Below are 26,087 nucleotides of genomic sequence, written 5' to 3' on the forward strand. Positions count from 1 at the left end.
CCGATGGCTATATCCTGCTGCTTTGTGATCAATCCCTGCTTGGAAAAGAGCATCATGCCGCGTTGCAACAACAGATATTTCCCCGTTGTCTCTCCAAACCTCCCCGCGTGGTGTTGTTAAGCGAGTTTGGTCGTGAGGAGGAGGAGTCTTTGGCGGATACATTGGTTGCTGCGCACTTGACCAAGCCTGTTCATTGCTCGCTGCTGTTTGACACCCTGATGAATCTGTTCGGGGTAGAGGTGGAGGCGCTGTCGCGGATTCAACAGCAGCAAGCGTTGTGGCCGACTCAGGATCAGAGGCTGCAAGGGGCCCATTTGCTGCTGGTCGAGGATAACAGCATCAATCAGCAGGTGGCTTGTGAAATCTTGCGCAGTGCCGGTTGTGTGGTGGAGGTGGCCAATAATGGTCGGGAGGCTTTGGCCATGATTGCCGCCCACGACTATGATGGGGTGTTGATGGATATTCAAATGCCGGAGATGGATGGCTATACCGCCACCCGCCAGTTGCGGGCCGAAGAGAGGTATAGAGCACTGCCCATCATCGCCATGACCGCCCATGCCATGAGCGGTGATCGAGAAAAGAGTTTGGCGGCAGGCATGAACGACCATGTTTGCAAGCCGATTCATGCGCCCACACTGTTTGCCGCATTGCAACGCTGGTTGTCGCCCAACAATCGCCCGGCAACTGAAACGGGCGCAGTTGTTCGCGAGCCGAGCCTGGTTACAGGGGTTGCGGTGCCCCTGGATGCCATCCCCAGCATGGATGTGGCGGCTGCCCTGCAGCGTATGAATCATAATCATGCGCTGCTGCGCACCATCCTGGCAGATTTTCTCCGCGATTATCAGCAGACAGCAGAAGAGGTGGTACAGGCCCTTTCTGGTCGCCGCAAGGCTGATAAAGAGAGTGCCCGCAGGTTGGTGCATTCGGTAAAAGGCTCCTCTGGCAATCTCTCCGCCGAAGCGCTCTATCAGGCGGCGACACTATTGGAGGTGGCCATTCGTGAGGAGCAGTGGGCGGAATCTTCTCCATTACTGGAACGGTTTCAGAAATATCTGCAGCGTTTTTTGCAGGAGATCGACCATTTTCTCCATGCTGCACCTGCCCAGACTGCTGCTGACCCGGACTATTCCGCGGATGGCTCCTCGGCTCGGGATTGGCAGGAGTTGTTGCCAGAGCTGCAAAAGTTTCATCTTCAGTTGTGTCAGTCCGATTTTACCGCCCAGCATACTTTTGATGGCTTGCACCCCTTGCTGGGGGAGCATTTGCCAGTAGCAGAACGTGCGTTGTGGCAGCAATTGGCCAGCAGCATGGAGCAGTTTGCCTTTGCCGAAGCGGCGGCAATTCTCAGACAAATTGCCGAAGGTTTGTCGCTCTCTTGGGAGGATGGGTTGCCGGAGAGGGGGGCTGCCCAGGGGGAAAAGCATGGATAACAAGCCTAAGCTGTTGATTGTGGATGATTTGCCGAGCAATATTCGCCTGATGACTGCTATTCTGGCCAGCGACTATCATTTATTTGTGGCCACCAGTGGTCAGGCTGCTTTGGCCATTGTGCAACAGCACACCATTGATCTGGTGTTATTGGATTTATTGATGCCGGAGATGGATGGATTTGAAGTTTGTCGTCGATTGCAGTTGGCCGAGCACTCGCGTCATATTCCCATCATCATTGTCACGGCGCAAAACAGTGTTGCTGAAGAGACTCGTGCTTTGGCCATGGGAGCGGTTGATTTTATCAGCAAACCGCTTTCGCCGCCGGTGGTGTTGGCACGTATTCAGACCCATTTGGGGTTGAAACATTCTCGCGAGCTGCTGGCAATGCAGAGTCGTGAGCTGGCCAAACAAAATGAGCAACTTTTGCAAGCCAGCCAGATGCGTGATGATGTTGAGCGGATCATGCGTCATGATTTGAAGGCGCCACTCAACGCCATGATTGGTTTTCTGGATATTTTGCAACAGAGTCTGGAGTTGGATCAGGAGCAGAGTGAGATGTTTTACCTGGTCAGCCAGGGAGCGCAGACTTTGTTGAACATGATCAACCTGTCGATGGAGTTGTTTAGAATAGAGCAGGGCACTTTTCGGCTGGATGCGGCAGCGTTGGATCTGTTGGGTTTGTTGCGCCGACAGGAGAGTTTTCTCAAGCGTTCGTTACAGCTCAAAGGGAGTCGCATCTGTTTGTTATTGGAAAAAGAGGAGGTATGTTCTGGTCAGCATTTTTGGGTTTATGGGGAGGAGCTGCTTTGTGAGTCGTTGTTGGGCAATCTCTTGAAGAATGCTGTGGAGGCAACGCCGATGCAGCAGCCAGTGACCATTTCATTGTGGCAGGAGGGGGGTATGGGTTGGGTGAGCATTCACAATCAGGGTATGGTGCCGGCAGAGATCCGCCACATATTTTTTAATAAATATGTGACTTATGGTAAGAGCAAAGGGATTGGTTTGGGGGCCTATTCGGCGCGATTGCTTACTCAGGCGCAAGGGGGGTCCATTGCGATGCACAGCAGTGAGAGCGAGGGTACGACCATACTTTTTTCTCTGCCGCTGCCGCCGCAATAGTGGGGTATGCGCACAGAGGGGCTTGCTTTCTGTTCAGAGGTGCTGCTGTCAGTTATGCACCGCCCAAAACTATTGCGGGTCCAGGGAGGGCACCTCCCTGGCCGGGTCCAGGGATGGAATCCCTGGGATTTTGCTTTTAATCTTTTGCTTTTGGCGCGCTTTTCACAACAAGCCGACGCGCTTTTTGCGTCGGCTTAAGCGCCTAATGGAAGCAAGCTGTGCGGATTGGCGCGCATTTTTGCGCCAATATGCACAGCATCCCCATGGGGGTAGAGCTGGCGAGCCAGCACGAACCTGAATAGTCACGATTGTGCTTTTAATCTTTTGTTTTTGGTGTACTCATCACAGCATCCCCATGGGGGGAGGGCCGACGAGCAGAAACCATCCGCCAGGAGCGATCATCCTTCTGGCGCGTACAGCCCAGCAGATGCCACCAAGCCTGCCTATTATTCAGTTTCAAAAGGCACGGCAGCGGAACTGTTGGCGGAGGGGGCCGTTGTCAAGAAGGGATCGGCTTTGATGAACAGAGCGATAATGGCTCCGGCCAATTTATTGAACAGTCCGATTAAGCCACCGGTTGCTGGCTCTTGGGAAGAATCGGTAGAGGCGTCAAACATGGGATGCACTCCTAAGCACGGAAAGTGAATGACGACAAATTTGTGTAGCAAAGTCTGCGCAACGGCAAAAATAGATAAAAAGAGAGAAGCGCTGCAGGACAGCCAAGCAAAACCAGAAAATCTTTTCAAATAATGATTCAATTTTTACTCCATCCTGCGTCATTATTCAATCATGAATATTTGCGACAATACATTTTTTCCTGCCCAGGAGGCTCTGCAAAGGTTTGTCTTGACTGCTGGCCGCTGCTGCCGGAGCAGGGGTGCAGCATATTGTGCTGGGGTATCAATTTTGTTTGTTATTTTATTATAAATATATATCTAACCTATTGATGAATAATCCTCATCAGGCTGCAGCATTTGCTGCAGCCTGACTTTGATGACAATTTTGCAAGATTTCAATGATAATACGTTGAAATAATTGACACTATTCAGACATGAGGCAATCAGGCATGAAAATTGATGAAGTTTGGTTACTTTCTGTGGCAATTGTATCCTCTACAGGGAAAACGGTTGCGACCAGTAAACCCAACTTGAGAGAGGTTTATCATGCTGGCAATTATCGATTGGCCGCTGTGGAAGGTGATGCTGTTTGTTTGGCTGTCGTTGGCCATTATCAAGTCGGTAATTACCACGGGTACCTTGTGGCATTTTCTGTTTGTCGATCAGCGTCATTGGCGGAATCGCCTTTTGGGAACCACCTTGGCCAGCATTTTGATGTGTGGCTTGGTGACTCTGTTTGTACCGGTGTTGCTGCTCAGCCAACGCCGTCATTTTTGGCTCTTTCCCGACCGTAATCTGCAACGTCTCTTGCAGCGTTGAACAGGCAGAACGCTCCATTTTGCAATTCATGGCGCAAAAAAAATCTCCTCAAGTGTCTGCTTTGTTCAGGCAGAGCAGGCACAGCACAAAACAGCTCTCCCCAATATTTTGAAGTGCAGTCCCATAACCTGGTGCGAGTATTTACAATTTTCTGCGTTCAAGATGGCCACCAGCGCTCTCTTCTGTTGGTTCTGCAGCTTGTCAGTTGTCTGAATAATCAAATAATATCAAGATATTTACAAGGTTTTTCTCCTCTTTCAAACTGTACATGATAGCCTCTTGCACAGTTTGAAAGATTATTATATTTTCCTGCAACAGTTTTCATAGAATATGAGGGCATTTTCTGGCTTTATTGCCAATAATTTGCCAAAATTTTTGCGATATTTTTTCCCATTATTTCCATAGAACACAAGACAGCGTTTGCAGAGCGCTGGCTGGATTGCTCAATAGAGGAGTCAGGATGAACATACTCATAGCCGGTGCCACGCCGATGGGCGGAGTTTTGGCCAAATATATGGTCGAGGAGGGACATGATGTCCATGTTGTCGATGCCAATTCCGATGCCATAGCCGAAATGGTCAGCCATCTGGATGTGCGGGCTTTGGTGGGGGAGATCCAGGATCCCGCCATTTTGACCGAGGTACAGATTCAGAATACCGATCTGATTCTGGCAGTCAGCGATATGGATACCACCAATATCGTCACCGCCTTGGCCTTGCATCCGTTGGCTCCACGCGCCCGTACCGCGGTGTGGGTGCGTGACACCCAGTTTACCGAAAACACCCAACTGTGGAGCGGCGCCCAATTGGATCAGGTGATGCTGCTGACGCCAGAACGCAATGCACTGCATTTGTTGATTGATTTATTGGAAATTCCTCTCTCTTTTGAAGTGGCCTCTTTCATGGGGGGAAAGATCAATATTGCCGGTTTTTGCCTGCATGAGGATAGTCCGCTGATCGGCAAAAAATTGAGCGAGTTGGTACAGAGTCAAGAAAATCGCACCCTGGTTGCCGCCGTGGAAAGAGGCAGTGAAACAATCGTTCCCACCGGAGATTTTATCTTTGCAGCCCAGGATCGCCTGTTTATCCCTTTGTTGGAGGGCCGAAAACTCTCCAGCTCTTTTGAGTTTATGGGTTTGGAACAGAGCCATCTGCAGATGAAAAACAGTCGCTATCTGTTGGGTGGGGGTGGCAGAATGTCCTATCTGTTGGCGCGTCGTCTGGAAGAGAAGGGAATCTCTCCCATCATCATCGAACAGGATCGGCAACAAGGAAAACATATGCTGGAACGCCTCTCCAGCAGCCAGGTTTTGCAAGGTGATGTGACCAATCTCAACCTGCTGAGTGAATTGATCACCCCTGCAACCACCTATATTGCTCTGACTGGCAATCAGGAGATCAACTTTTTGTCTTCGGTGTTGGCGCGGCGCCTGGGGGCCGGGCGTGCCATCACCATATTTGATAATGAAGGCTATATGTCCATCTCCCAGGTGATGGGTGTGGATGCCGCCATCCATCCCAAATTTACCACCATCGGTCAGGTGATGGGACTGTTGCGCCGTTATCCGGTCAACGAAGCCCAACTGCTGCTGGGTGGAAAACTGGATGCCCTCTTGGTGCCTCTGCAACCTGGAGCTCCTATTGTCGGCAAGCAGTTGCGTCATGCCGGTGTGCCCAAAGGGGTGGTGATCGCTGCCCATTATCGCGATGGCCAATTGTTTTTGCCCGATGGCAACTCCACCTTTAATGTTGGCGACCAACTGTTGTTTGTCTCCAACCGGCAAGCCAAACTCAACCGGGAAATCCGCAAATTGCTGTTTGTGGAGAGCTGACCTATGAATTTAATGATGAATATCCGTGTGTTGTCCCTGTTGGCCACCTTGCTCTCCTTCAGCCAGATTCCCGCCGTGCTGGTGGCTCTGCTGGTCGGCGAAACACCCATGCCCTTTATCCAATCGATGGCTGTGGGGGCAGCTTGTGGCTTGCTCTATTTTGCAACCTCCTCCGCCACTCCACTCTTGCGCGCTCGCGATGGTATCTTGATTGTCGGCCTCGGCTGGATATTGGCAACCGTTTTGGCCGGTCTGCCATTTGTCTTCGGTGGCTGGATGGGCTGGATCGACTCCTGGTTTGAAACCGCTTCCGGTTTTACCACTACCGGGGCCTCCATCCTGACCGATGTGGAGATTTTGCCAAAAAGCCAACTCTTTTGGCGCTCGGAAATTCAATGGCTGGGCGGCATGGGTATTTTGCTCTTGGCCATCGCCATCCTGCCCTTTCTCGGCGTGGGTGGGATGGAGATTTTGAAGGCAGAGGTGCCTGGCCCCACCAAAGATCGCCTGGTGCCACGTGTCGCCACCACTGCACGCATCCTTTGGGTGCTCTATTTTGCCATCACCGTGGCCAATATCGTTGCCTTTATGGCTTCCGACATGGATTTTCTGGAGTCGGTCGATCATGCCTTTGCCACCATGGCCACCGGCGGTTTTTCCACCCGCAATGCCAGTCTGGCCGCCTTTTCACCATCTGCCCAATGGTGGTGTACCTTCTTCATGTTTGTGGCTGGTGCCAACTTTTTGCTCCATTATCGCCTGTTCTTCCGCCGTGATTGGGGAATCTTCAAGGATCCTGAACTGAAAACCTACTTTGGTATCGTTGTGGTAGCCAGTTTGATCTGTGGCTTTACCCTGATGGTTGCCCAGGACAAGGATCTGGAGCTGTCTATGCGCCAAGCCTTCTTTAATGTGGTGTCGGTCATGACCACCACCGGCTTTGCCAACGATGATTTTGCCAAATGGCCACTCTTTTTGCAGGTGATTCTGCTCAACCTCATGATCATTGGCGGTATGGCCGGTTCGACGGCAGGTGGGGTCAAAGTGATACGTCTGGTGATGGTGTGGCAACTGTTTCAGGGTATTCTGGATCGCTTGATGCAGCCGCGACGTATTACCCTGCCCAAATATGCAGGAACCGTTATCCCTCCAGAGGTTATGGAAGGGAGCCTGATTATGGTGGTGATCTTTCTGTTTGTCATGCTCTTGTCGGTGATAGTCTTGACTGCGGTTGGTCTGGATTTTACCACCGCTTTTTCTGCCTCTCTGGCCTGTCTGGCCAATGTGGGACCGGGCATTGCCAAAGTGGGACCAGTGGAAAACTATGCCTTCATTCATGATGTGGGGAAGCTGCTGCTGACAGTAACCATGATTGCCGGTCGTCTGGAGCTTTTTACTATCCTGATCTTGTTCTTTCCTCGTTTTTGGAAATCAACTTAGATGGGCTGATGGCCTCCAGGAGGGGATAATCCCCTCCTGGAGCTCCTTGACAGTTTGTACATCCCATTTTTTAGTCAGCAGCAACTCTTGCCATTCCCTCCAGAATCTGCTCCATACGCGGATGAATCATGGCAAACTGTGCAGCACTGCCACGAATCGCCTGTACATCCTGAATATAGGGACTCGCACTCTGCAACTCCTCAGCACAATGCTCCAACAACAAAGCTACAGACTCTGGCGTGCTCTCCAAATGAAATTGTAAACCCAACACCCGCTGCTCATACAAAAAAGCCTGCATCTGACAGCCATCACTGCCTGCCAAATGTATCGCCCCTGCAGGCAAGGTAAAGGTCTCACCATGCCAATGAAATACCTCCAAGCGCTCCGTCATCCAGGCCGCAAGTGGCGAATCCTCCATACTCATCCGCTCAATCGGCCACCAGCCAATCTCCCGATAACGATTTTTAACAACCTGAGCCCCCAGAATCTCCGCCAACAACTGCGCCCCCAGACAGATGCCAGTGACCGGTATTTTTGCCGCAATCACCTTGGCCAACCACTCTTTCTCTCGGCGCAACCAGTCAAACTCTCTCTCATCATGCACACTCATTGGTCCCCCCATCACCACCACAGCATCCACCTCAGCCAACTCAGGCAAAGGCTGCTCCTGATAGAGATGAGTGACAGCAACACTATGACCGGTATGCGCCGCCCAATGGGCAATATGCGCGGGCCCTTCAAAGGCTACATGCTGCAAAATTTGTAAACGCATCGACTGTTTATTCCTCCTCTACTCTGCATGTCTTGCGGCGCTACGAGCCATTATTCCAAAGCCCCTCCCACAGCATGGTAGGCAGCTTTTTGTTGTGCAGACATGGCGTTATATTGCTCTTGGTTAAACAGGTTAATGGCACTGCCAATCAACTCAAAGGTTCTGTTATTGATGCCCGGTATCTGGCTTACCGAAAGATGGCTGACCTGTGCCGCCAAAGCCGGAAGCTGGGTGACGGTCAAAGCCGCAATATCAGTACGAGTAAAGGTGGCAAATTGGCTGGCAGTCAAAGCCGCCAATTGCGTTTCAGTCAAACTGGCTTTCTTTAAGGCGCTAAACTGCTCCATGTTCAAGGCTTGTACCGCCTCGGCGCTCAAACCAATGCTTTGCGTGGCCGTCAACGAGGCCAACTGCGTTTTATTCAAAGCCACAACCTGTTCGGTAAACAAAAGCTGCAACTGGCTGGAGCTCAAACCATGCAACTGTACAGTACTCAAACTGGCCAATTGTGCCGAAGTCATCGCCTCTATCTGGCCAAAAATGGTATCCGAACGCCACATTGCCAAATCCTGGGCCTCGAGACCTTTGATTTGGGTGAGGGTGAGAGCCGCAATCTGTTCGGGATAGAGCTCTGCAGCTTGTGTGGTGGTCAAGTCACGAATCTGTAGCGAACTCAAACCGGCAATTTGGCCGGTAGTCAACAGGCCGATCATGGTGGATAAAGCGTTCAACTGTAGCGTTGAAAAGCGGGCCAGATCGGTGGATTCCAAGCCGAGCAGTTGATTGGGTGACAGAGAGGCAATCTGTGCCGTTGTCAAACCGGGAATCTGTGCGGTCGTCAAGGCAGCCAGATCTGCATCCTCCAAAGCGGTCAACTGATCTATACTCAACTGGCTAATCTGGGTCGTGGTCAGCGCCGCAATCTGTGTTGTCGAAAGCTCCAACACCTGCTGATAGCTCAAACCTCTGACCGGCAAACGGTTGATGGCGGCGACCGGCAGACCCATTACCAGCGCAATACCCATCGCCTCGACCTGCGTGGTCGAAAGAGCTCCTATCTGCGCTGGAGTCAAACCACTGACCCATTGGCTCTCTACCCAGGTCAACTGATCCGGGGATAACGCCTGGATGACACTGGTACCCAGGGCAGAGATTTGTGTTCCGGTCAACGCCGCCAGACGCAGCCCAGATAAACCAGCCAACTGGCTGACCTGCAGCGCCTGCAACTGCACCGAGCTCAAACCAAGCAGATCCTCCTGGTCAATGGCATCAATCTGTTCGGCAGAAAGAGCAGCAAACTGGGCCGAAGAGAGGGTAGCAATTGCAGTGGCATTCATATCGGTAATCTGCCAGCGTGACAATCCTGCCACCTGCGCCGGTAATAACAGTGCCAACTGTGTGGTCGTCGGGATCACCGAGAGATGGCCGATCGCTTGACTGGAGATGCCTTGCAGTTGCGTGGCAGTAAAGCGCGCCAAAGCGCTCTCATCCAGAGAGGCAATGACGGTTTGAGAGAGAGCGCTGATTTGCACTCCGCTCAACCAAAGCACCTGCTGGGAGCCTAAGGCGGCAAATTGCTCCGCCGATAACCACTGCATCTGTTGGCTGCGCAAGGCATTGATCTGCTGACTGCTGAGAAAAGCCAATTGCGTGCTGGAAAAGGCCGCTATCTGTTCGCTGTGCAAGGCGGCAATCTGCAAGCTGCCCAGGCCAGCCAATTGTGCTGAATGGAGAATCGCCAACGCCTCTGCTGCCAACCCTTGCAGTTGTATGCTGGACAAGCCAGCCAACTGCTGACTGCTCCAGCCAGCAAGATGATTGCCAGTCAGCACGCTCAATTGGGCAGAGCTCATTGCCGAGAGTTGGGTGTTGGCCAATGCGGACCACTGCGCCGAGGTAAGTTCAGAGAGTTGGCTGTTTGCCAAAGCCCGCAACTGCAGGGAGCTTAAACCATTGAGTTGTGTGTTGGCCAAACTGCTCCACAAAGCAGAGCCAAGCCCAGCCAACTGGGTGTTGGCCAGGGCGTTCAACTGTCCGGCAGAGAGACCATTCCAGCTCTCCTCCTGCCAAACCAGCAATTGGGCAGAGGTCAAACCGTTCAACTGGGTATTGGCCAGAGTGTTCAATTGCAGCGAGCGCAAGCCTGTCAGCAGCGTATCTTGCCATTGCGTCAGTTGCCCGGAGAGCAGACCGTCCAGTTGTGTTGCCGCCAAAGCTGCCAATTGTGTGGAGGAGAGTCCAGCCCACTGGGTCTGCGCCAAACCACGCCAATGCTCCGCCTGCAGACCATTCAATTGCGAATCGGCCAACCCTCCCAACTGCTCAGAACGCAACCCATTCAACTGGCTGTTGGCCAGGGAATAAAGTTGCAGCGAGGTCAAACCTTTGTACAGGCTCTCGGCAAGCGCCGCAAGCTGTGTGGAGGTGATGAGATTGATTCCAGCCACGGAGAGACCTGCCATATTGGTTTCGGTCAAGCCAGCAAAGCCGGATTTACCCCAGGAGGCCAATTGGGCGCTGTTGAGACCGGGCAACTGGCTGGCGGCCAGACCTGTCAACAATAGAGAGCTGGCATCGGCAAAGAGTGCCGAGCTTAAACCGGTTATGTTGCTTGATGTTAATCCATCCCATTGCGTTTCTGCCCATTGGCTGAGGGTGGTGGTCGCCAGCCCAGACAATTGCGTTGCCGCCAAGGAGGCAATCACCGCAGAAGCAATGCCATCCCATTGGCTGTGCGCCAAAGAGGCCAGTTGCCCAGAACGCAACCCATTCCATTGTGTTTGGGCCAAAACAGCCCACTGTGCGGCGCCCAGAGCATCCAGTTGGGTATTGGCCAGGCTGCTCCATTGCGCGGAGTGGATCCCTTTGAGCGCGTTGTCGCCAAAGCTGGCCAATTGCTGCGCCTGCAAGCCGTTGAGTTGCGTGGCGGCCAAAGAGGCCAGTTGCTGGCTGTTCAGGCCATTCAGTTGTGTCCCCGTAAGGGTTTGCAGTTGTCGCGACAACAGACCATTGAGTTGGGTAATCGCCAAAGCGCTCCACTGCTCCTCGGCCAAACCTGGCAACTGTTGGCTGCTCAAGCCGCCCAGTTGTTCAGAACGCCAGCCATTCCATTGACTTTGCTGCAAAACTGCCAATTGGACAGAGCCCAGGCCAAGCAATTGCGTGTTGGCCAAACTTTGCCATTGCAGCGAGGTCAACGAGAGCAACTGCAGCTCAGAGAGGTTTGCCATCTGTTTGCTGCTCAGGCTGTCCAAAGCGGCACTGCTCAAACCAGAAAGATTGGCAGCCTGCCAATCGCTTAAACGCACGCTGGCCAGATAGGAGAGTTGTGCCGAGCTCAGGCCGCTCAGTTGGGTGGCAGCCAGGGAGTTCAACTGTTCAGCACTTAATCCGGCCAAAGTTGCGATTTTTAATCCGGCAATGGCAGAGGAGAGTAGTCCATCGAGTTGCGTATCCGCAAAACCAGAAAGCTGCCGAGAGCTTAACCCCTGCCACTGGGTGGCAGCCAAACTGCTCACCTGCAGCGCCGTCAATCCATCCAACTGACTATCCGCCAGCTCACTCAGTTGCCCCGAGCGCATGCCATTCCATTGCGTGCTGGCCAGGCCAGCCAACTGCGCAGAGCCCATGCCGTTTAATTGGCTGTTGGCCAGCCCAGCCCATTGCGTTGCGGTCAAACCATTGAGAATATTCTCTTCCAACTGTCCCAGTTTCCAGGAGCTTAATCCATTCAACTGGCTGTCGGCCAAGGAGGCAAAGCCCTGCGAGCTGATGCCTGCCCATTGGGTGCTGGCCAACGCCGCCAGTTGCAGCGAAGAAAAGCCATCCCATTGGGTGATAGCCAGAGAACTAAGCTGCTCCGCGCCCAAGCCGCGCAACTGAGTCAGCGCCAACTCTTGCCACTGCCCGGCACGCATGCCATTAAGCTGCCCCTGAGTGAGCAGGGATAAGGCGAGGGAGGAGAGGCCGTTCAATTGCAGGTTGCTCAGTGCCTGCAACTGTGCAGAGCCTATTCCCGACCACTGTTCCGTGCTCAACGCCGCTAACGTGGCCGAACTCCAGCCACTCAAAGCGGCGGTTTGCAGGCCAGCAAGTTGTGCGGCGCTCAATTCGTTCAGCCGTTGTGCGGAAAAATAGGCCAGTTGCAGGGAGCTCAAACCGCTCAGTTGGCTGGCCGCCAGTGCAGCCAATCCGGATGTGCTCAAACCGCGCAAAGTCGCAACCGTCAACCCCGACAGATTGGCCGAACTCAAACCATCCAACTGGCTGTTGGTCAAAGCGGACAACTGCAATGAGGAGAGAGCGGTCAGTTGCTGGCTGCTCAAAGCGGTCAGTTGCCCTGAGCCTAAGCCATCCCACTGGCTGTTGGCCAAGGCCGCCAACTGCACCGATTGCCACCCTTGCAACTGCGTGCTGGAGAGAACCGCCAACTGCAACGAACCCAAGCCGTTCAAAACCGGGTTGCTGAGACTGCGCCATTGTGCGGCGCTCAAACCACGCAATGGCGTCTCGCTCAAACTGGCCAACTGCAGCGACCTTAAACCCAGCAACTGGCTATCGGCCAGGGAGGCAAGCTGGGCAGAGCTCAAAGCGGATAATTGACTGTCGGCCAGCGCTGTCAACTGGCTGGATAACAGCCCATTCAGTTGGCTGGCCGCCAAGGTGGCAAGCGCCGAGGAGCTCAAACCGTTTAACTGGGTATGGGCCAAGCCGCTGAGTTGATCAGAGGTCAGACCATCCCATTGTATCTGTTGCATTTCACCCAGTTGCAGCGAGCGCAGGCCATTGAGTTGGGTATGGGCCAGGGATGCAATCTGCAGGGAGCGCAAGCCCGGCCATTGTTGCGAGCTGAGTTGCGCCAGTTGGCTGGAGGTAAAACCATCCAACAAAGAGAGACTTAATCCAGAGAGCTGCCCGGAACTCAGCAATGCCAATTGGCTGCTGTTCATCCAGGCGCTCCATTGTGCTGCCGTCAAACCGCTCAACTGGGTTGCCGCCAAAGAGAGCAGGTTATCGCTGGATAACCCTTTCAGGCTTTGTGCGGACAAGGCGGAAAGGTTGAGCGAAGTCAGTCCATCCCACTGGCTTGCCGCCAGATTGCTCAACCAGAGTGAAGTGAGTGTCGTCAGTTGTGTTGCCGCCAAGGAGCTCAATTGCAAAGAGCTCAGCCCATCCCATTGGCTGTTGGCCAACGAGGCGAGCTGTGGTGCAGACCAGCCATTCCATTGCGCCGTGCTGAGCGTGGCAAGGGCGGTGGCCGCCAGACCATTCAGTTGTGTCATTGCCAGAGCGCCCCACTGGGCGGAGCTTATCCCCGGCAGTTGGCTGTCGCGCAGTGTCGCCAACTGTCTGGAGGATATGCCGTTTAATTGGCTGTCGGCCAGAGAGGCGAGTGCGCCAGAGCCAAAACCAAACAGTTGTGTACTGGCCAATGTTGCCAACTGCCCCGACAACAGACCATTCAACTGGGTTGCCGCCAGAGTTTGCCAATGCCAATCCTGCATGCCGCGCAGTTGCGTATAGGCCAAGCCGCTGAGCTGTTCTGCTTGCAAGCCATTGAGCGCTTGCACACTCATTGCACCCAGCTTGCTGCTGCTCAGGCCATTCAACTGGCTGTTGGCAAGGCTTGCCAACTGCAGTGAGGTAAAGGCCAACCATTGCGTTTCCGCCATGGCCGCTATTCCAGAAGAGCTTAAACCATTGAGGGCTACAGCAGAGAGGGCTGCCAATTGATCACTGCGCCATTCCCAACGATAGCGGTTCCACAACACCAGCCACTGTGCAGCAGAGAGGCCACTCAATTGCGTGGCCGCCAAACCGTTCAACCCCTCAGCACTCAAACCGTTGAGGGTGGCGGTGCTCAGGCCAGCAAGATTGGACGAACTCAAGCCATCCAGTTGGGTGTTGCGCAAGGTGGCAAACAGTTGCGAAGAGAGAGTATTCAACTGGCTGGCCGCCAAACTGCTCAACTGCAACGAGCTCAAACCCTCCCATTGGCTGGCCGCCAAGGCAGAGAGTTGCAACGAGCTAAAACCATTCAGTTGCGTGAGTGCCAAACCGGCTACCTGCTCAGCGCTCAGGCCATTCATTTGTGTTATCGCCAATGCCGACCATTGCGCAGCCGCAATCCCTTTAAGCTGTCCAGTCGCCAACGCCAACAGTTGTTGTGAAGTGAGGCTGTTCCATTGACTGTCGGCCAAGGAGGCCAAATGGGCCGAGCCAAATCCCGACCACTGGGTGACAGCCAGATTGGCCAACTGTTGCGAGGTGAGACCATTCAGTTGGCTGGCCGCCAGAGCAGTGATCTGTTCCTCCAGCAGGCCGTTTAATTGGCTATGGGCCAGCGAGCTCAGTTGCGCTGCGGCAAGGCCATTCAATTGGGTATTGGCCAACCCTTGCAGTTGCAGGGAGGTAAAGCCATTCCATTGCGTATTGGCCAAACTGCTCAATTGCAGGGAGCTCATGCCGCTCAATTGACTCACCGCCAGTCGATTGATCTGGGTGGCGCTGAGGCCACGCAGGGCCAGCGAACTGAGACCGCCCAGTTGGGCAGCGCTCAAATTGCTTAAAGCGTTGGGAGTCAAAAACAAAAACTGTGCCGCTGTCAAGCCGCTCAACTGTGTGGCACTCAAGCCGGCCAACTGGGCGCTGCTCAACCCCTTCAGGGCAGCAGTGCTTAAGCCGGAAAAGTTGGCCGAGCTCAAACCATCCCATTGGCTGTCAGCCAGAGAGGCCAACTGCAGAGAGGAGAGGGCCAAAAGTTGGCTAACCGCCAAACTGTTCAACTGCAGGGAGGTCAAACCATCCCATTGCGTGACCGCCAGGCTGGCGATTTGTAACGAGGTCAATCCATTGCATTGGCTCTGTGCCAAGCCGCTCAACTGCAGATCACGCAAACCGTTCAACTGACTGGCCGCCAGCGTAGCCAGGGAGGAGGAGAGCAGACCATTCCACTGTGTATCGCTCAAGCTGGCCAGTTGCAGAGAGGTGACTCCATCCCATTGCGTGGCAGCCAAAGTGGCCAGCAGCGCCGAGTGCAATCCAGACAACTGCGTATCGGCCAAGGAGTTCAACTGTCGTGAAGCCAAACCATTCATCTGTGTTGCCGCCAGACTGGACAAGCCAGCCGCACTCAAACCATTAAGCTGGGTTGTGGCCAGATTGGCCAAGTGCTCGGCGCTCAGGCCATTCCACTGCGTGGTCGTCAGCCATGAGAGAGCCACAGAGCCCAAACCATTGAGTTGGCTATGGGCCAAGGAGGCCAACTGTCCAGAGGTGATCCCCGGCCATTGGGCGCTGGAGAGGCTGTTGATCTGGCTGGAGCTGAGGGCATCCAAGGCCCTGCTGCTCAAGCCACTCAACTGCAGAGAGCTCAATTCGCTCAAACGATTGGGCAGCAGTGCCGCCAACTGCATACTGCTCAGACCACTCAGTTGGCTGGCAGCCAGACCGGCCAGAGCAGTTGCCGTCAATCCCCGCAGCATCGCCGAGGATAAACCACTGATATTGGCAGAGCTTAATCCATCCCATTGGCTGTCGGCCAGTTGCGCCAGTTGCAGCGAACGCAAACCCTGCCATTGGCTTGCGGCCAAGGCAAAAAGTTGCAGCGAGCTGAGCCCATCCCACTGGCTGTTGGCCAGAGCACTGAGCTGTTCCGAACGCACACCATTGAGCTGCGAGTTGGCCAGAGAGAGCAGTTGCAGCGAGCCGAGACCATTCCACTGTGTGTCCGCCAACGAGTTGAATTGTCCCGAACTCCAGCCATTGAGAGCCTGCTCACTCAAGGATGCCAGTTGCAGAGAGGTAAGACCATTCAACTGGCTATTGGCCAAGGATCCCCATTGTCCCGAAGCGATTCCCTCCCATTGGCTGATGGCCAGGGAGGAGAGTTGCCTGGAGCTCAGGCCATCCCACTGTGTGGCGGCCAGGGTGCTCAATTGTCCTGACAGAAGGCCATTATATTGTGAATCGGCCAAACTGTTCAGTTGCACCGAGCCCAGACCATTGATCTGGCTGGAGCTGAGCAGTGACAGTTGCAGGGAGGTCAGGCCATTATATTGCCCCTCGCTGAGGGCCGAAAGCTGGCTGGAGGAGAAGCCGCTGATCTGGGTGGAGCTGAGAGCTTGCAACTGGCTGGAGCGCAGCGCCAGCAAGGCTGCTGTCGGCACTCCTCCCCATTGGGCGGTAGAAAACTCAGAGAGACGTTTTTCCAAAAGGGTGGCAAACTGCAGCGAAGAGAGACCGGCCAGTTGTGTTGCCGCCAAAGAGGCAAAGGCAGCGCTTGTCAAGCCGGCATTGAGGTTGGCGGCAGACCATGCGGAGAGGTTGCTGGAGGTAAGACCATCGAGTTGGCTTTCGGCCAGGCTGGCCAAACCTGCCGAAGAGAGGGCAGATAGTTGACTGGCTGCCAGAGTGCTCAACTGCAGGGAGGTGAGGCCATCGAGCTGGCTATTGGCCAGCGTGCTGAATTGTCCCGAACGTAGCCCATTGAGTTGCGAATAGGCCAGGGAGCTCCACTGCAGGGAGGTTAGTCCATTATATTGGCTATCGGCCAGGTTAAATAACTGCAGGGAGGTAAAGCCATTCAACTGTTGCTCACTCCATGCGTTCAATTGCAAGGAGGTCAGAGCATTTAACTGGCTATCGGCCAGCGAGGCCAACAGTTGCGAGCCCAGACCAGCCAGTTGGCTCTCTGCCAGTTGGCGAAATTGGCTGGAAAGCAGGCCATTGAGCTGACTGGTTGCCAGGGCAGCCCATTGCTGGGAGCTCCAGCCATTGAGTTGGCTATGGGCGAGGCTGCCCAGTTGCAGGGAGGAGAGGCCATTCAATTGGCTGTTGGCCATGCTGGCCCATTGTGTCGAGGTGAGAGCGCGCAATTGGGTATTGGCCAGAGAGGCCAACTGCAGCGAGCTGAATCCCGGCCATTGTTCTGTAGAGAGAGAGGCAAGTTGGCTGGAGCTCAACACATTCAAGGCCGCCGAGGAGAGTCCAGAGAGCTGTGGGGCGGAGAGGCGGGAGAGGAAGCTGTTGCCCAGGCTGGAGAGCTGTTGCGACGTCAGCCCCAGCAATTGGCTGGCGGCAAGGCCACCCAGGGAGAGGCTGTTCAACCCTTTCAGGGTAGAGGCTGAGAGTGTGCCGAGCAGTGTGGAGCTCAACCCATCCAGTTGGCTATCGGCCAGTGTAAGCAGTTGCAGAGAGCTCAGGCCGCTCCATTGACTGCTGGCCAGATTGGCCAGTTGCCCGGAGGTGAGGCCGTTGAGGGGGCTGGCGGCCAAGGCGGTCAGTTGTTTGGAGGTGATGCCGTTGAGTTGGGAGTTGGCCAGAGTAGAGAGTTGGGCTGAGCTGAGCCCCTGCAATTGGCTATTGGCAAGTTCTGTGAGATGGCTGGAGAGCAAGCCATTGAGTTGGGTATGGCTGAGGGAGTTGAGTTGCAGGGAGGAGAGGCCATTCAATTGGCTATTGGCCAGTCCCTGCACTCCCACAGAGCTCAGATAGTTCCACTGGGTATCGGTCAGGGAGGATAACTGCCTGGAGGAGAGGCTGTTCAAGCTGCTATCGGCAAGATTGGCCAGCAGAGTCGCCGACAAAGCGCTCAGATTGTTGCTGGCGGTAGAAAAATTAAAGGTACTCACACTCTAGCCTCCTGTTAAACGCAATGCACAGGCCCAGACATCAAGCCGTCGCGCTTGCTCGCTACGGGGTAGGGTTTTCTGGCGCCAACCCCTGCGCCAACTCTCATCGGCAGACACAACCGCAAGCGCAGTCGCATTTTCCGGCACAACCCATTGTTGAGTCTATCATTTTTTCTTGTTTTTTGCTACCGGCAATTGCAGCGTTGTGTGGCCCCTTCGTTAGCCAGTGTGGGGGCGGTAACAGGCCAGGGTTTTTAATAACCCGCATGCGGCCTCTTCCTGCACGGGCAAAGCAGAGCGCATTCGCCTAATTTTTAATCAATCATCCCCCGCGAGATAAGTAAAAAGCACAAAGAATAATCATCATGGCCTGCATATTAATGCAATATATAAAAATATTTATTTATAAATCATTATCTTATCGTGTTGGCCTCCCTTTTGCGGAGATAAAGAGCAGCAGACACTATTTCGCATATTATTTAACCGTTATGGCAAAGGAGTCATTATGTCCGTCAAGCGCACCTCGTATGCTCTTGTTTCCCTGCTGGGTTTGAGCGCACTGTTGAGCAGCCCACTGCATGCCGCAGAGGCCGATAGCGCCAGCAGCTCTCCCCATACCTTTACCGCCAATATCGGAGTGGTGAGCAACTATATCTTTCGCGGCTTGACCCAAACCTGGAATAAACCAGCCCTGCAAGCGGGTGCCGATTATAGCCATGCCGATGGTTGGTATGCCGGCGTCTGGGGCTCCAGCATCACAGACAAGCAGTATGGCGATGGCTGGGTAGAGCTGGATCTCTATGGAGGCTACAACGGCAAGTTTAATGATGACTGGAGCTGGACAGTGGGTCTGTTGGGGGTCTACTATCCCGGTGCAGAATATCCTGGAACCTCGCAAAGCTATGATAATGTTGAGGTGAATGCCGGTATCGGCTATAAATGGATCACCGCCAAACTCTCCGTAGCCGTGACCGACTATTTTGGTGCCAACAAAGATTCCGGCTATAAAGGTGGTAGCAGCGGTACCACCTATTGGGATCTGACAGCCAATATTCCGCTGCCGGAAGAGACCTTTAGCAAAGATGTGACCCTGCCGGTGCATGTTGGTCGTACCAACTATACCTCGGATACGGCAGCCGGAGTGGATCCCAGCTATACCGATTATAAAGTGGGAATCAATAAGACCTTCGACGGTGGTTGGAATGTGGGTGTAGCCTATACCTATGCCAGCAATGGAGCGCTGTATGATAACACCGCATCGCTCAAAAATGCCAACGACAAGATCGATCTGGGTGGCAGCAATGTGGTGCTCAATCTGACCAAAACTTTTTAGTGACTGTTTCAGGTTCGTGCTGGCTCGCCAGCTCTACCCCCTTGGGGATGCTGTGCGCATTGGCGCAAAAATGCGCGCCAATGCGCACAGCTTGCTTCCATTAGGCGCGCCGCGCCGACGCAAAAAGCGCGTCGGCTTGTTGTGAAAGGCGCGCCAAAAGCAAAAGATTAAAAACAAAATCCCAGGGATTCCATCCCTGGACCCGGCCAGGGAGGTGCCCTCCCTGGACCCGCAGTTGTTTTGGATGGTGAATAGTTACACTTTTTAACTAAAGAGAAAGTGTATTTCTCTAGCCCCTTTCTGGTGCCAGAACCAACCATTCAGGAATAATCTCATACAAATCGCCTTGCAGCGACCAATCGGCTATCTGCATCAACGGCGCCAAGGGGTCGCAATTGATGGCGACAATGGTTTTGGCCTGTTTGATACCCGCCAAATGGGCGATGGAGCCAGAGATGCCTATGCCGATATAGAGATCAGGAGCAATCACCTGACCAGTCTGGCCGATCTGCAGAGTACTGGGCACCAGACCACCATCCACAGCCGCCCGTGAGGCGCCAACAGCGGCTCCCAAACGCTCTGCCAACTGCTCAATCAAGGCAAAACTGCCCTCTTTCAACAAACCTCCTCCCCCGGCCACCACCCGCTTGGCGCAAGCCAGGTCGGGACGATCGCTGTTGGCCAGAGGCAGGCGCTGTAGCAGACGGGCTGCTTGCGGCCATGCGGGCAGAACAAAAGGGATGAGCGTACCTGCCGCTGAGGGCAAGCGTGGAGCAGGGGCAAAAGCATAGGGTTGCACAGCCAGACAGATCGGCATGGCCGCTACCTGCACGGTGCTGCTGAGATGTCCGCTCAGAATCGGCAACACAAAGGTATCCGGGCGCACTATCTCCTGCACGCCGCTCAACATCGGTCGATCCAACAGGGCAGCCAGCCGTGGCAGCAGGCTCAAGCCGCGCGGCGAGTCGGCCACCAGGATATGCGAATAGCCTTTTGCCTCTTGGGCAAGCGAGGCTGCCAACGCCTCTACAGACAACTCTTCTCCGGCAGAAAGCTGCACAAAATATTGTTTTTCCACAGCCGCCCAGCTCGGACAGATCGTTTCGTTGAGCGCTCCCAGCCAGAACAGAGTAATCGCACCACAACAGGCTGAGGCTGTCACTAAACGATCCAGACGATCATCTTCCGTTCGTGCCAGCCACTCCGGCTCCAGCAGCAACAGGACCGCCACGATTAAATACTCCCGGAGTTTGCGGAGGGGCCGCTCTCTGCCAACAGCCCCTGTTGGCGCAAGGTTGCGTGCAGTTCGGGCAATGAGGTCAGCCGTTGGCCAGTGCTGCGTGGAGCTGGCAGTTGCCAGGAGAGGGTCTGCACAAGTGGATTCTCTTCTTTGTCGGGCAGTTGCCACTGCTCTGGCGTAAAGCGCAGGATGGTTTTGCGGCGGGCTTTGACCAGGTTGGGCAGGCTGGCATAGCGAATGCCACCATTTTCGCTGATGCCATTCAAGCCCCAATCGACAGTGACCACTGCGGGCAGAGGCAACAGCCAGCACTCTCTGACCCCCTCCAGCTCCCGTTCGACCAGAAGCGCATCACCCTGTGGTTCCAAGCGTGTGGCCTGGGTCATTTGTCCCCAGGCCAACAGTGCCGCACTCATGGGACCGGTCTGATTATGGTTGCGATCTACACTCTGGCGACCGCACAAGAGTAGATCCACCTGCAGATGCCGGGCTGCCGCAGCCAACCCTTTTGCCACCAGCAAAGGGGGCCACTCCGTTGCCGTCTGCAGCAACACAGCCTGATCAGCCCCCATTGCCAGGGCGGTTCGCAGATGATTTTCCCAACTGTTTGGCCCCACGCTGATTACCTGGACCCACTCTGCACTACCGCTGTCACGCCAGCGCAGAGCCGCCTCCAAAGCCACCTCATCAAAAGGATTGAGTCGTGTGGCTGGCGGCCAGGCGCGCTCGGCAGCACTGCTGTGCAGCGGCAAGGGTTGTGTCGGATCACAGACCGGTTTGATGGCGACCAGAATTTTCACTTTTGTGCCAAAGTTTCGATAATCTCAAACAAGCGGGCATGATCGACTCCATTCTCTCCTTTGGCATGCCTGCTGGGCAGAATCTGATAGGTGCCATTGACGACCAGAGTGGGCGTAAAGGAGACACGGTAACTCTCTTGCAGGGCTTTGGCTTGCGACAATTTGGCGGAAACAGCGAAGGCAAATAATTGGTTTTGGAAGGTTTTTCCATCCAGACCGAGGGCTTCGGCCATGAAGACCAGCTCCTCCTTGTTTTCGATGTCGGCGGAGTGGTTAAAATGGGCGTTAAATATGGCCTGTTTCATGGCCTCGCCTTTGCCGAGAAATTCGGCGGCAAAGAAGGCGCGCAGCGGCAGATCGGTCTGTTTGCCCCAAAAGACCGGCAAGGAGCGAAATTGAAAGCGTGCTTTATTTTTTTCTGCCCATTCTGCGGTATGGGGGGCGAGGGCGGCACAATGGGGACATTTGAAGTTGAAGACTTCGACAATTTCTGGTTTGTCGGTGGTTTTGGCGACCGCTGGGGTGATCAGGTCATAATGGATCCCTTCCTGCAGGGCGGGGGCAGAGAAGAGGGGTGCAGAGAGCAGTAAAGAGGAGCCCAGGCAGAGGGCCAGAAAAAGAGGCCGCATCGATTATCCTTCCACAATTTCATAGGAGGTGTGAATGGTTGCTGTTTTGCCGAGCATCGCCGATGCGGAGCAATAGGTTTGTTCGGACAAGCGAATGGCCCGTTCGACGGCGTTGGCAGGCAAGCCCTTGCCAGTGACTACGAAATGGAGGAAGATTTCCAGAAACACCTTTGGATCGGTTTCGGCGCGCACCCCTTTGAGGGTTGCGACACAATCGGAGACGGCATGACGTCCTTTACGGAGAATGGTCACCACATCGATGGAGGCACAGCCTCCCATTCCGATCAACAACAACTCCATAGGTCGTACACCCATATCCCGCCCACCGACGCTCGGTGCTGCATCCATGACCAGGGAGTGTCCCGAACCGGACTCACCCAACATTTGCATTCCTTCGATCAATTTTACACGTGCGGTTATTTCCGCCATGGCACTCTCCTTGGAAAACCGGTACAGCCCACCTGCTTGGGGCTAGGCAAAAAAATTTGTCAACACGAGCAAAGCAGGAGTGCTCTGTGTTAACATGTGTTTCAATATGGTCAAACGAATCGGGTCATCAGGTCAAGTATTGATCAACAGGGGAGTAGCATCTTATGAAAAAAGAGTCAGGTGTCATGGGCAACAGCGGTGCGGAACACAAACAAACAGCTTTGTTGGAGACGTTGTTGCGCGAACGCAGCGGTGAGCGACATGCGGTGATCCTGCAGGATTTTCCGGATCCTGATGCTCTTTCTTGTGGTTTTGCCTATCGTTGTATAGCGGCGGCCTGGGGGATCGATGTCGATATTTTGTATGGCGGGCGCATCAGCCATCAGGAGAATATTGCGATGGTCAATCTGCTCAACATACCGGTGAGCCTGTTTGACAATCATGAATTTCCCAAGGGATATTATCAGGGAAGCGTTTTTGTCGATGGTCAGGGGACCACCTCTTCGCTGGTGGATCGTTTAACGAGAGCTGAGATACCGGTTTTGGCGGTGGTGGATCATCATGCGCCGCAAGAAAAATTAAAGCCTCTTTTTGCTGATTTGCGTCCAGCGGTGGGGGCATGTGCATCCATTTTTGTGGACTATTTGCAGGGTGGTTTGCTGCCATTGGTTTCCAAACCAGAGCATCGCTATTTAGCCACAGCCTTGATGCACGGCATTATTTCCGAGACGGGAGCTTTGATTGAGGCGCAGGCACAAGATTTTACGGCAGCGGCCTATTTGCAACCTTTTTGTGATCGAGATTTGTTGAATGAGATTCTCCATCAGCAGCGCAGTCAGAAGGTGATGGAAGTGATTCGTTTGGCGTTGGAAAACCGGGTGATTCGTTCTGGATTTTGCATCACAGGAGTCGGCTATTTGCGGGCGGCGGATCGAGATGCCTTGCCGCAAGCAGCCGATTTTTTGTTGACCGAAGAAACGGTACATACGGTAATCGTTTTTGGCATTGTCCAGGGGGACAAGGAGGAGATTCATGGTTCATTGCGCACGACCCGCCTTTCCTTGTCGCCGGATCAATTTTTGAAAGATGCCTTGGGACGGATGGATGGGGGATCCTATTATGGAGGAGGCAAGGCGCGGGCGGGAGGCTTTGAAATTCCATTAGGATTTTTGGCCGGTCAGGATGATCCCGAATTGGCCAAGTTGAAGTGGGAGACCTTCAATGCCAAAATCCAGAAAAAGTTTTTGACCAAGATTGGCGCGGAAGATCAATAGGTGACACAGTTGCGCAAGCCGGTATGGCTTAAGGTAAGTGGCACGCGCAGTGCGGGCTATTTGGCAGTGGATCAGCTTCTGCAGGAGCAGCAGTTGCAGACGGTCTGTTTTTCGGCGCGCTGTCCCAATCGTGGCGGCTGTTGGCAGGAGGGGACGGCGGCCTTTATGATTTTGGGTGGGGTGTGCACGCGCAATTGTGCATTTTGTGCGGTACCGAGTGGCAAGCCTGCGGCATTGGACCGGGAAGAGCCGAGTCGGTTGTTGGCGGTAGTGCGACGTTTAGGATTGCGGCATGTTGTGATCACCTCGGTAGATCGTGATGATTTGGCAGATGGTGGGGCCTCTCAATTTGTTGCCTGTGTGCATGCGCTGCGCGAGGGGGCGTTGGCGAATAGTCCCAGCATTGAGCTGTTGACTCCCGATTTTCGTGGCAAGGAGGGCGCTTTGGAGCAGGTTTTGGCCAGTGCTCCCGAGGTGTTCAACCATAATATGGAGACGGTAGCCCGTTTATATCCGCGTTTGCGCCCGGCGGCACGTTATGATTATTCGTTACAGGTGTTGGCACAGGCCTCTGCCTATGGGCTATGCAGCAAATCGGGAATCATGTTGGGATTGGGTGAGGAGCAGGGGGAGGTTGAGGCTTTATTGGAGGATTTGCGCGCGGCAGGGGTCGCCATCGTGACCATTGGCCAATATTTGCAACCGACCCGCACGCATCAACCGGTGGAGCGATATGTACCGCCGGAGGAGTTTATCTATTGGCAAGAGCGGGCAGAGATGTTAGGCTTCGAGGCGGTAGAGAGTCATCCTTTGGCACGTTCATCCTTTCATGCGTTGCAGTTGTTGGATGGGGTGGAGAAGGGGGGAAGTATAAAAAAAATGCAGTCGGCTGTAATGACTCCTTGACCTGTCCGGAAAGTTACTGTATAAGTTCCGGCTCTGTTGGGCCTATAGCTCAGGTGGTTAGAGCGCACGCCTGATAAGCGTGAGGTCGGTGGTTCAAGTCCACCTAGGCCCACCATTTATCCAGCCACAAGCAAGACCCAAAGCTCTTCAAAAGGCAGATCTTGGGGGTGTAGCTCAGTTGGGAGAGCGCCTGCTTTGCAAGCAGGAGGTCATCGGTTCGATCCCGTTCACCTCCACCAGTTCAAGACAATATGGCTTTTTTGCAAATTCACCGCCCGCCCAGGCGGTTTTTTTGTGCCTGAAAACGCCGATGTTTCCAATGGTTGATGCGGCATGTCTTACGGGATGTCCGGCTGTTTCCCATACCTCTCTCTCCCGATTTTCACCCCTTCTCCTCTCCGCCCGATTCTCTACAAGCTGTTGACCTCGCTTCCGTAGGTACACAATTTGCGAATTTCATAAAAGTCGATCAAAACAAAACTGTATCGAAGTCAACGTCTCCATACTGGTTTGATTTTCGGACTCCTATCGTCTGGAGATTGAAATGAGGTACGGTACGCCGGTTTGCGGTTGATTTTGGTGGGAGTGGGAGGGTTGAACCGTGGACCCAGTTGCAGATGAGGATGACATGAACCAGCCATCCCCGTTGACAGAAACGCGGTACCGTTTGGACAAATGGCCGTGGGCGGCCCGGTTTTTCAAACCCCGCCATCTGGCAACCGAGGCGGTGGTCGGTGGCAAGGTGCATCTGAACGGCGCACGCACCAAGCCCAGCCATGCACAAACTGGTGGGAGTGGGGAAATGGATACACTGTCCCCCGATTTCCCTGTCCCCCGATTTCCCTGTCGATTTCCCACAAACTGGTGGGAGTGGGGAAATGGATACACTGTCCCCCGATTTCCCTGTCCCCCGATTTCCAAAAAGTGACGAGTTCCGCTTGAACATCATGTTTGCTGCAAGACGTAGATGGACTACATTGGATGAATTCGCAGTTGCCGGATTGGCTCTACCATGTTACAGTTCCCCGCATGAGCAAAGTCGACAAACTGATTGCAAGAATGCGCAACAACCCCCAGGGGTGGGACATTGAAACCCTGAAAGGATTGGCCGAGCGATATGGCATTACACATCGCCAGTATGGCACCAGTCATGTCGTCTTTCGCAGAACGGATGGAAAAGCCATATCAGTACCCGCACATAGGCCAATTAAACCTGTTTATATCAGAGCCTTTCTGACTCTTCTGGAGGAATGACCATGGCCGAGTTGGAAGAATACCCTTTTGAAATTCAGTCTCTTTCTGAAGCAGATGGAGGTGGATACCTTATCAGCTTTCCTGATTTTCCTGGGTGCATGTCTGATGGCGAAACACCCGATGAGGCCATTGCCAACGGAAGGGATGCGTTGCAAGCGTTTATCGCGATGAAAAAAGAGTTCCGAGATTATGTGCCGGAACCAGGGGAGATAAAACTGCCATTTGTGTTTGTAGCACGAGGGAAAAAGGATGACCAGTCACTTCTTCAGGCATCCAGCGAAAAATTTTGACGGTACTTTTGACGGTATCTTGATAAATTATCATTTTATAAATTCAATAAACTGGACTTTAGAGTTTCAGCAGGAAGGAGCAGAACGGTAAGCCACATCCCGCACGTCACCCAGTCTGTGTCTACATTTCAATAATCGAGCATTTGGCTCGCAGAGGCGGTACTCTGGAAACGGGACCAACCCTGATTCCTGGAGTACCGCCATGGACAGCAAAGGATGTGATAGCATCCCCCGCGCCCTATTCGATTGGATCACATTTTTCGCCAAATCG

At 53.9% G+C, this 26,087-nt stretch carries 18 protein-coding genes and 2 tRNA genes; 13 read left to right on the top strand and 7 right to left on the bottom strand.

Translation table 11 applies throughout. From position 1 onward, the window contains the following. Together EJP87_RS03150 and EJP87_RS03155 are read left to right on the top strand one after the other, a co-directional pair. On the top strand, positions 1–1,430 hold a 1,430-nt coding region (locus tag EJP87_RS03150; protein ID WP_130470416.1), incomplete at its 5' end, for a response regulator. After that, complete coding sequence (locus EJP87_RS03155) at positions 1,423–2,550, top strand: hybrid sensor histidine kinase/response regulator (RefSeq protein WP_193771103.1); 1,128 nt, start codon at positions 1,423–1,425, stop codon at positions 2,548–2,550. The genes EJP87_RS03150 and EJP87_RS03155, both read left to right, overlap by 8 nt. Positions 2,551–2,996: 446 nt before the next feature. On the opposite strand, the gene EJP87_RS17610 is transcribed toward EJP87_RS03155, so the two are convergent. Continuing rightward, positions 2,997–3,167, bottom strand: a complete 171-nt coding sequence (locus tag EJP87_RS17610) for a hypothetical protein (protein ID WP_193771104.1) — start codon at positions 3,165–3,167, stop codon at positions 2,997–2,999. Between the two features lie 546 nt (positions 3,168–3,713). Between EJP87_RS17610 and EJP87_RS03160 the strand changes: the two genes are divergently transcribed. The 3 genes from EJP87_RS03160 (at position 3,714) to EJP87_RS03170 (ending at position 7,257) form a co-directional block, all read left to right on the top strand. Continuing rightward, a complete protein-coding gene (locus EJP87_RS03160; protein WP_130470418.1) occupies positions 3,714–3,986 on the top strand; it encodes a hypothetical protein in 273 nt (90 codons plus the stop codon). 460 nt (positions 3,987–4,446) lie between these two features. Beyond that, positions 4,447–5,817, top strand: coding sequence for a Trk system potassium transporter TrkA (trkA, locus tag EJP87_RS03165; protein WP_130470419.1), 1,371 nt, complete (start codon positions 4,447–4,449; stop codon positions 5,815–5,817). A 3-nt stretch (positions 5,818–5,820) separates the two neighbouring features. Then, positions 5,821–7,257, top strand: a complete 1,437-nt coding sequence (locus tag EJP87_RS03170) for a TrkH family potassium uptake protein (RefSeq protein WP_130470420.1) — start codon at positions 5,821–5,823, stop codon at positions 7,255–7,257. A gap of 70 nt (positions 7,258–7,327) precedes the next feature. Here the strand turns inward: EJP87_RS03170 and EJP87_RS03175 are convergent, their stop codons facing one another. Further along, positions 7,328–8,029, bottom strand: coding sequence for a type 1 glutamine amidotransferase (locus tag EJP87_RS03175; protein ID WP_130470421.1), 702 nt, complete (start codon positions 8,027–8,029; stop codon positions 7,328–7,330). A gap of 50 nt (positions 8,030–8,079) precedes the next feature. Continuing rightward, complete coding sequence (locus EJP87_RS03180) at positions 8,080–17,661, bottom strand: leucine-rich repeat domain-containing protein (protein ID WP_130470422.1); 9,582 nt, start codon at positions 17,659–17,661, stop codon at positions 8,080–8,082. Positions 17,662–18,166: 505 nt separating this feature from the next. Here EJP87_RS03180 and EJP87_RS03185 point away from each other — a divergent pair. After that, positions 18,167–18,994 (top strand): TorF family putative porin, encoded by an 828-nt coding sequence (locus EJP87_RS03185; protein ID WP_130470423.1) that lies wholly within the window; start codon positions 18,167–18,169, stop codon positions 18,992–18,994. A 289-nt stretch (positions 18,995–19,283) separates the two neighbouring features. Here EJP87_RS03185 and EJP87_RS03190 read toward each other — a convergent pair whose 3' ends face one another. Genes EJP87_RS03190 through EJP87_RS03205 form a run of 4 tightly spaced genes read right to left on the bottom strand, consistent with a single transcriptional unit; the run spans position 19,284 to position 22,083 of the window. Next, complete coding sequence (locus EJP87_RS03190) at positions 19,284–20,225, bottom strand: electron transfer flavoprotein subunit alpha/FixB family protein (RefSeq protein WP_193771105.1); 942 nt, start codon at positions 20,223–20,225, stop codon at positions 19,284–19,286. Between the two features lie 2 nt (positions 20,226–20,227). After that, complete coding sequence (locus tag EJP87_RS03195) at positions 20,228–21,034, bottom strand: electron transfer flavoprotein subunit beta/FixA family protein (protein WP_130470425.1); 807 nt, start codon at positions 21,032–21,034, stop codon at positions 20,228–20,230. Further along, on the bottom strand, positions 21,031–21,663 hold the full coding sequence (locus EJP87_RS03200) for a thiol:disulfide interchange protein DsbA/DsbL (RefSeq protein ID WP_130470426.1): 633 nt from the start codon (positions 21,661–21,663) through the stop codon (positions 21,031–21,033). Before EJP87_RS03200 ends, EJP87_RS03195 begins: the two co-directional genes overlap by 4 nt. Before the next feature lie 3 nt (positions 21,664–21,666). Further along, a complete protein-coding gene (locus EJP87_RS03205; RefSeq protein WP_130470431.1) occupies positions 21,667–22,083 on the bottom strand; it encodes an OsmC family protein in 417 nt (138 codons plus the stop codon). Between the two features lie 173 nt (positions 22,084–22,256). Between EJP87_RS03205 and EJP87_RS03210 the strand changes: the two genes are divergently transcribed. The 7 genes from EJP87_RS03210 (at position 22,257) to EJP87_RS03240 (ending at position 25,816) form a co-directional block, all read left to right on the top strand. After that, positions 22,257–23,366: a DHH family phosphoesterase gene (locus EJP87_RS03210; RefSeq protein ID WP_130470427.1), complete on the top strand. Its 1,110-nt coding sequence runs from the start codon at positions 22,257–22,259 to the stop codon at positions 23,364–23,366. After that, the gene (gene lipA, locus EJP87_RS03215) at positions 23,367–24,272 is read left to right on the top strand and encodes a lipoyl synthase (protein WP_130470428.1); all 906 of its coding nucleotides are present in this window, start codon (positions 23,367–23,369) and stop codon (positions 24,270–24,272) included. It begins immediately after the preceding gene. 38 nt (positions 24,273–24,310) lie between these two features. Then, positions 24,311–24,387: transfer RNA gene (locus tag EJP87_RS03220), tRNA-Ile, on the top strand. Positions 24,388–24,435: 48 nt separating this feature from the next. Then, a tRNA-Ala gene (locus EJP87_RS03225) sits at positions 24,436–24,511 on the top strand. A gap of 389 nt (positions 24,512–24,900) precedes the next feature. Beyond that, complete coding sequence (locus EJP87_RS03230) at positions 24,901–25,200, top strand: S4 domain-containing protein (RefSeq protein WP_130470429.1); 300 nt, start codon at positions 24,901–24,903, stop codon at positions 25,198–25,200. A gap of 53 nt (positions 25,201–25,253) precedes the next feature. Beyond that, the gene (locus EJP87_RS03235; protein WP_227657427.1) at positions 25,254–25,526 is read left to right on the top strand and encodes a hypothetical protein; all 273 of its coding nucleotides are present in this window, start codon (positions 25,254–25,256) and stop codon (positions 25,524–25,526) included. A 2-nt stretch (positions 25,527–25,528) separates the two neighbouring features. Next, positions 25,529–25,816: a type II toxin-antitoxin system HicB family antitoxin gene (locus tag EJP87_RS03240; protein WP_130470430.1), complete on the top strand. Its 288-nt coding sequence runs from the start codon at positions 25,529–25,531 to the stop codon at positions 25,814–25,816. The last annotated feature ends 271 nt before the right edge of the window (positions 25,817–26,087 follow it).

It is taken from the genome of Candidatus Magnetaquicoccus inordinatus (genome assembly GCF_004217665.1).
In the GTDB taxonomy this organism is placed as follows: Bacteria; Pseudomonadota; Magnetococcia; order Magnetococcales; family Magnetaquicoccaceae; genus Magnetaquicoccus; species Magnetaquicoccus inordinatus.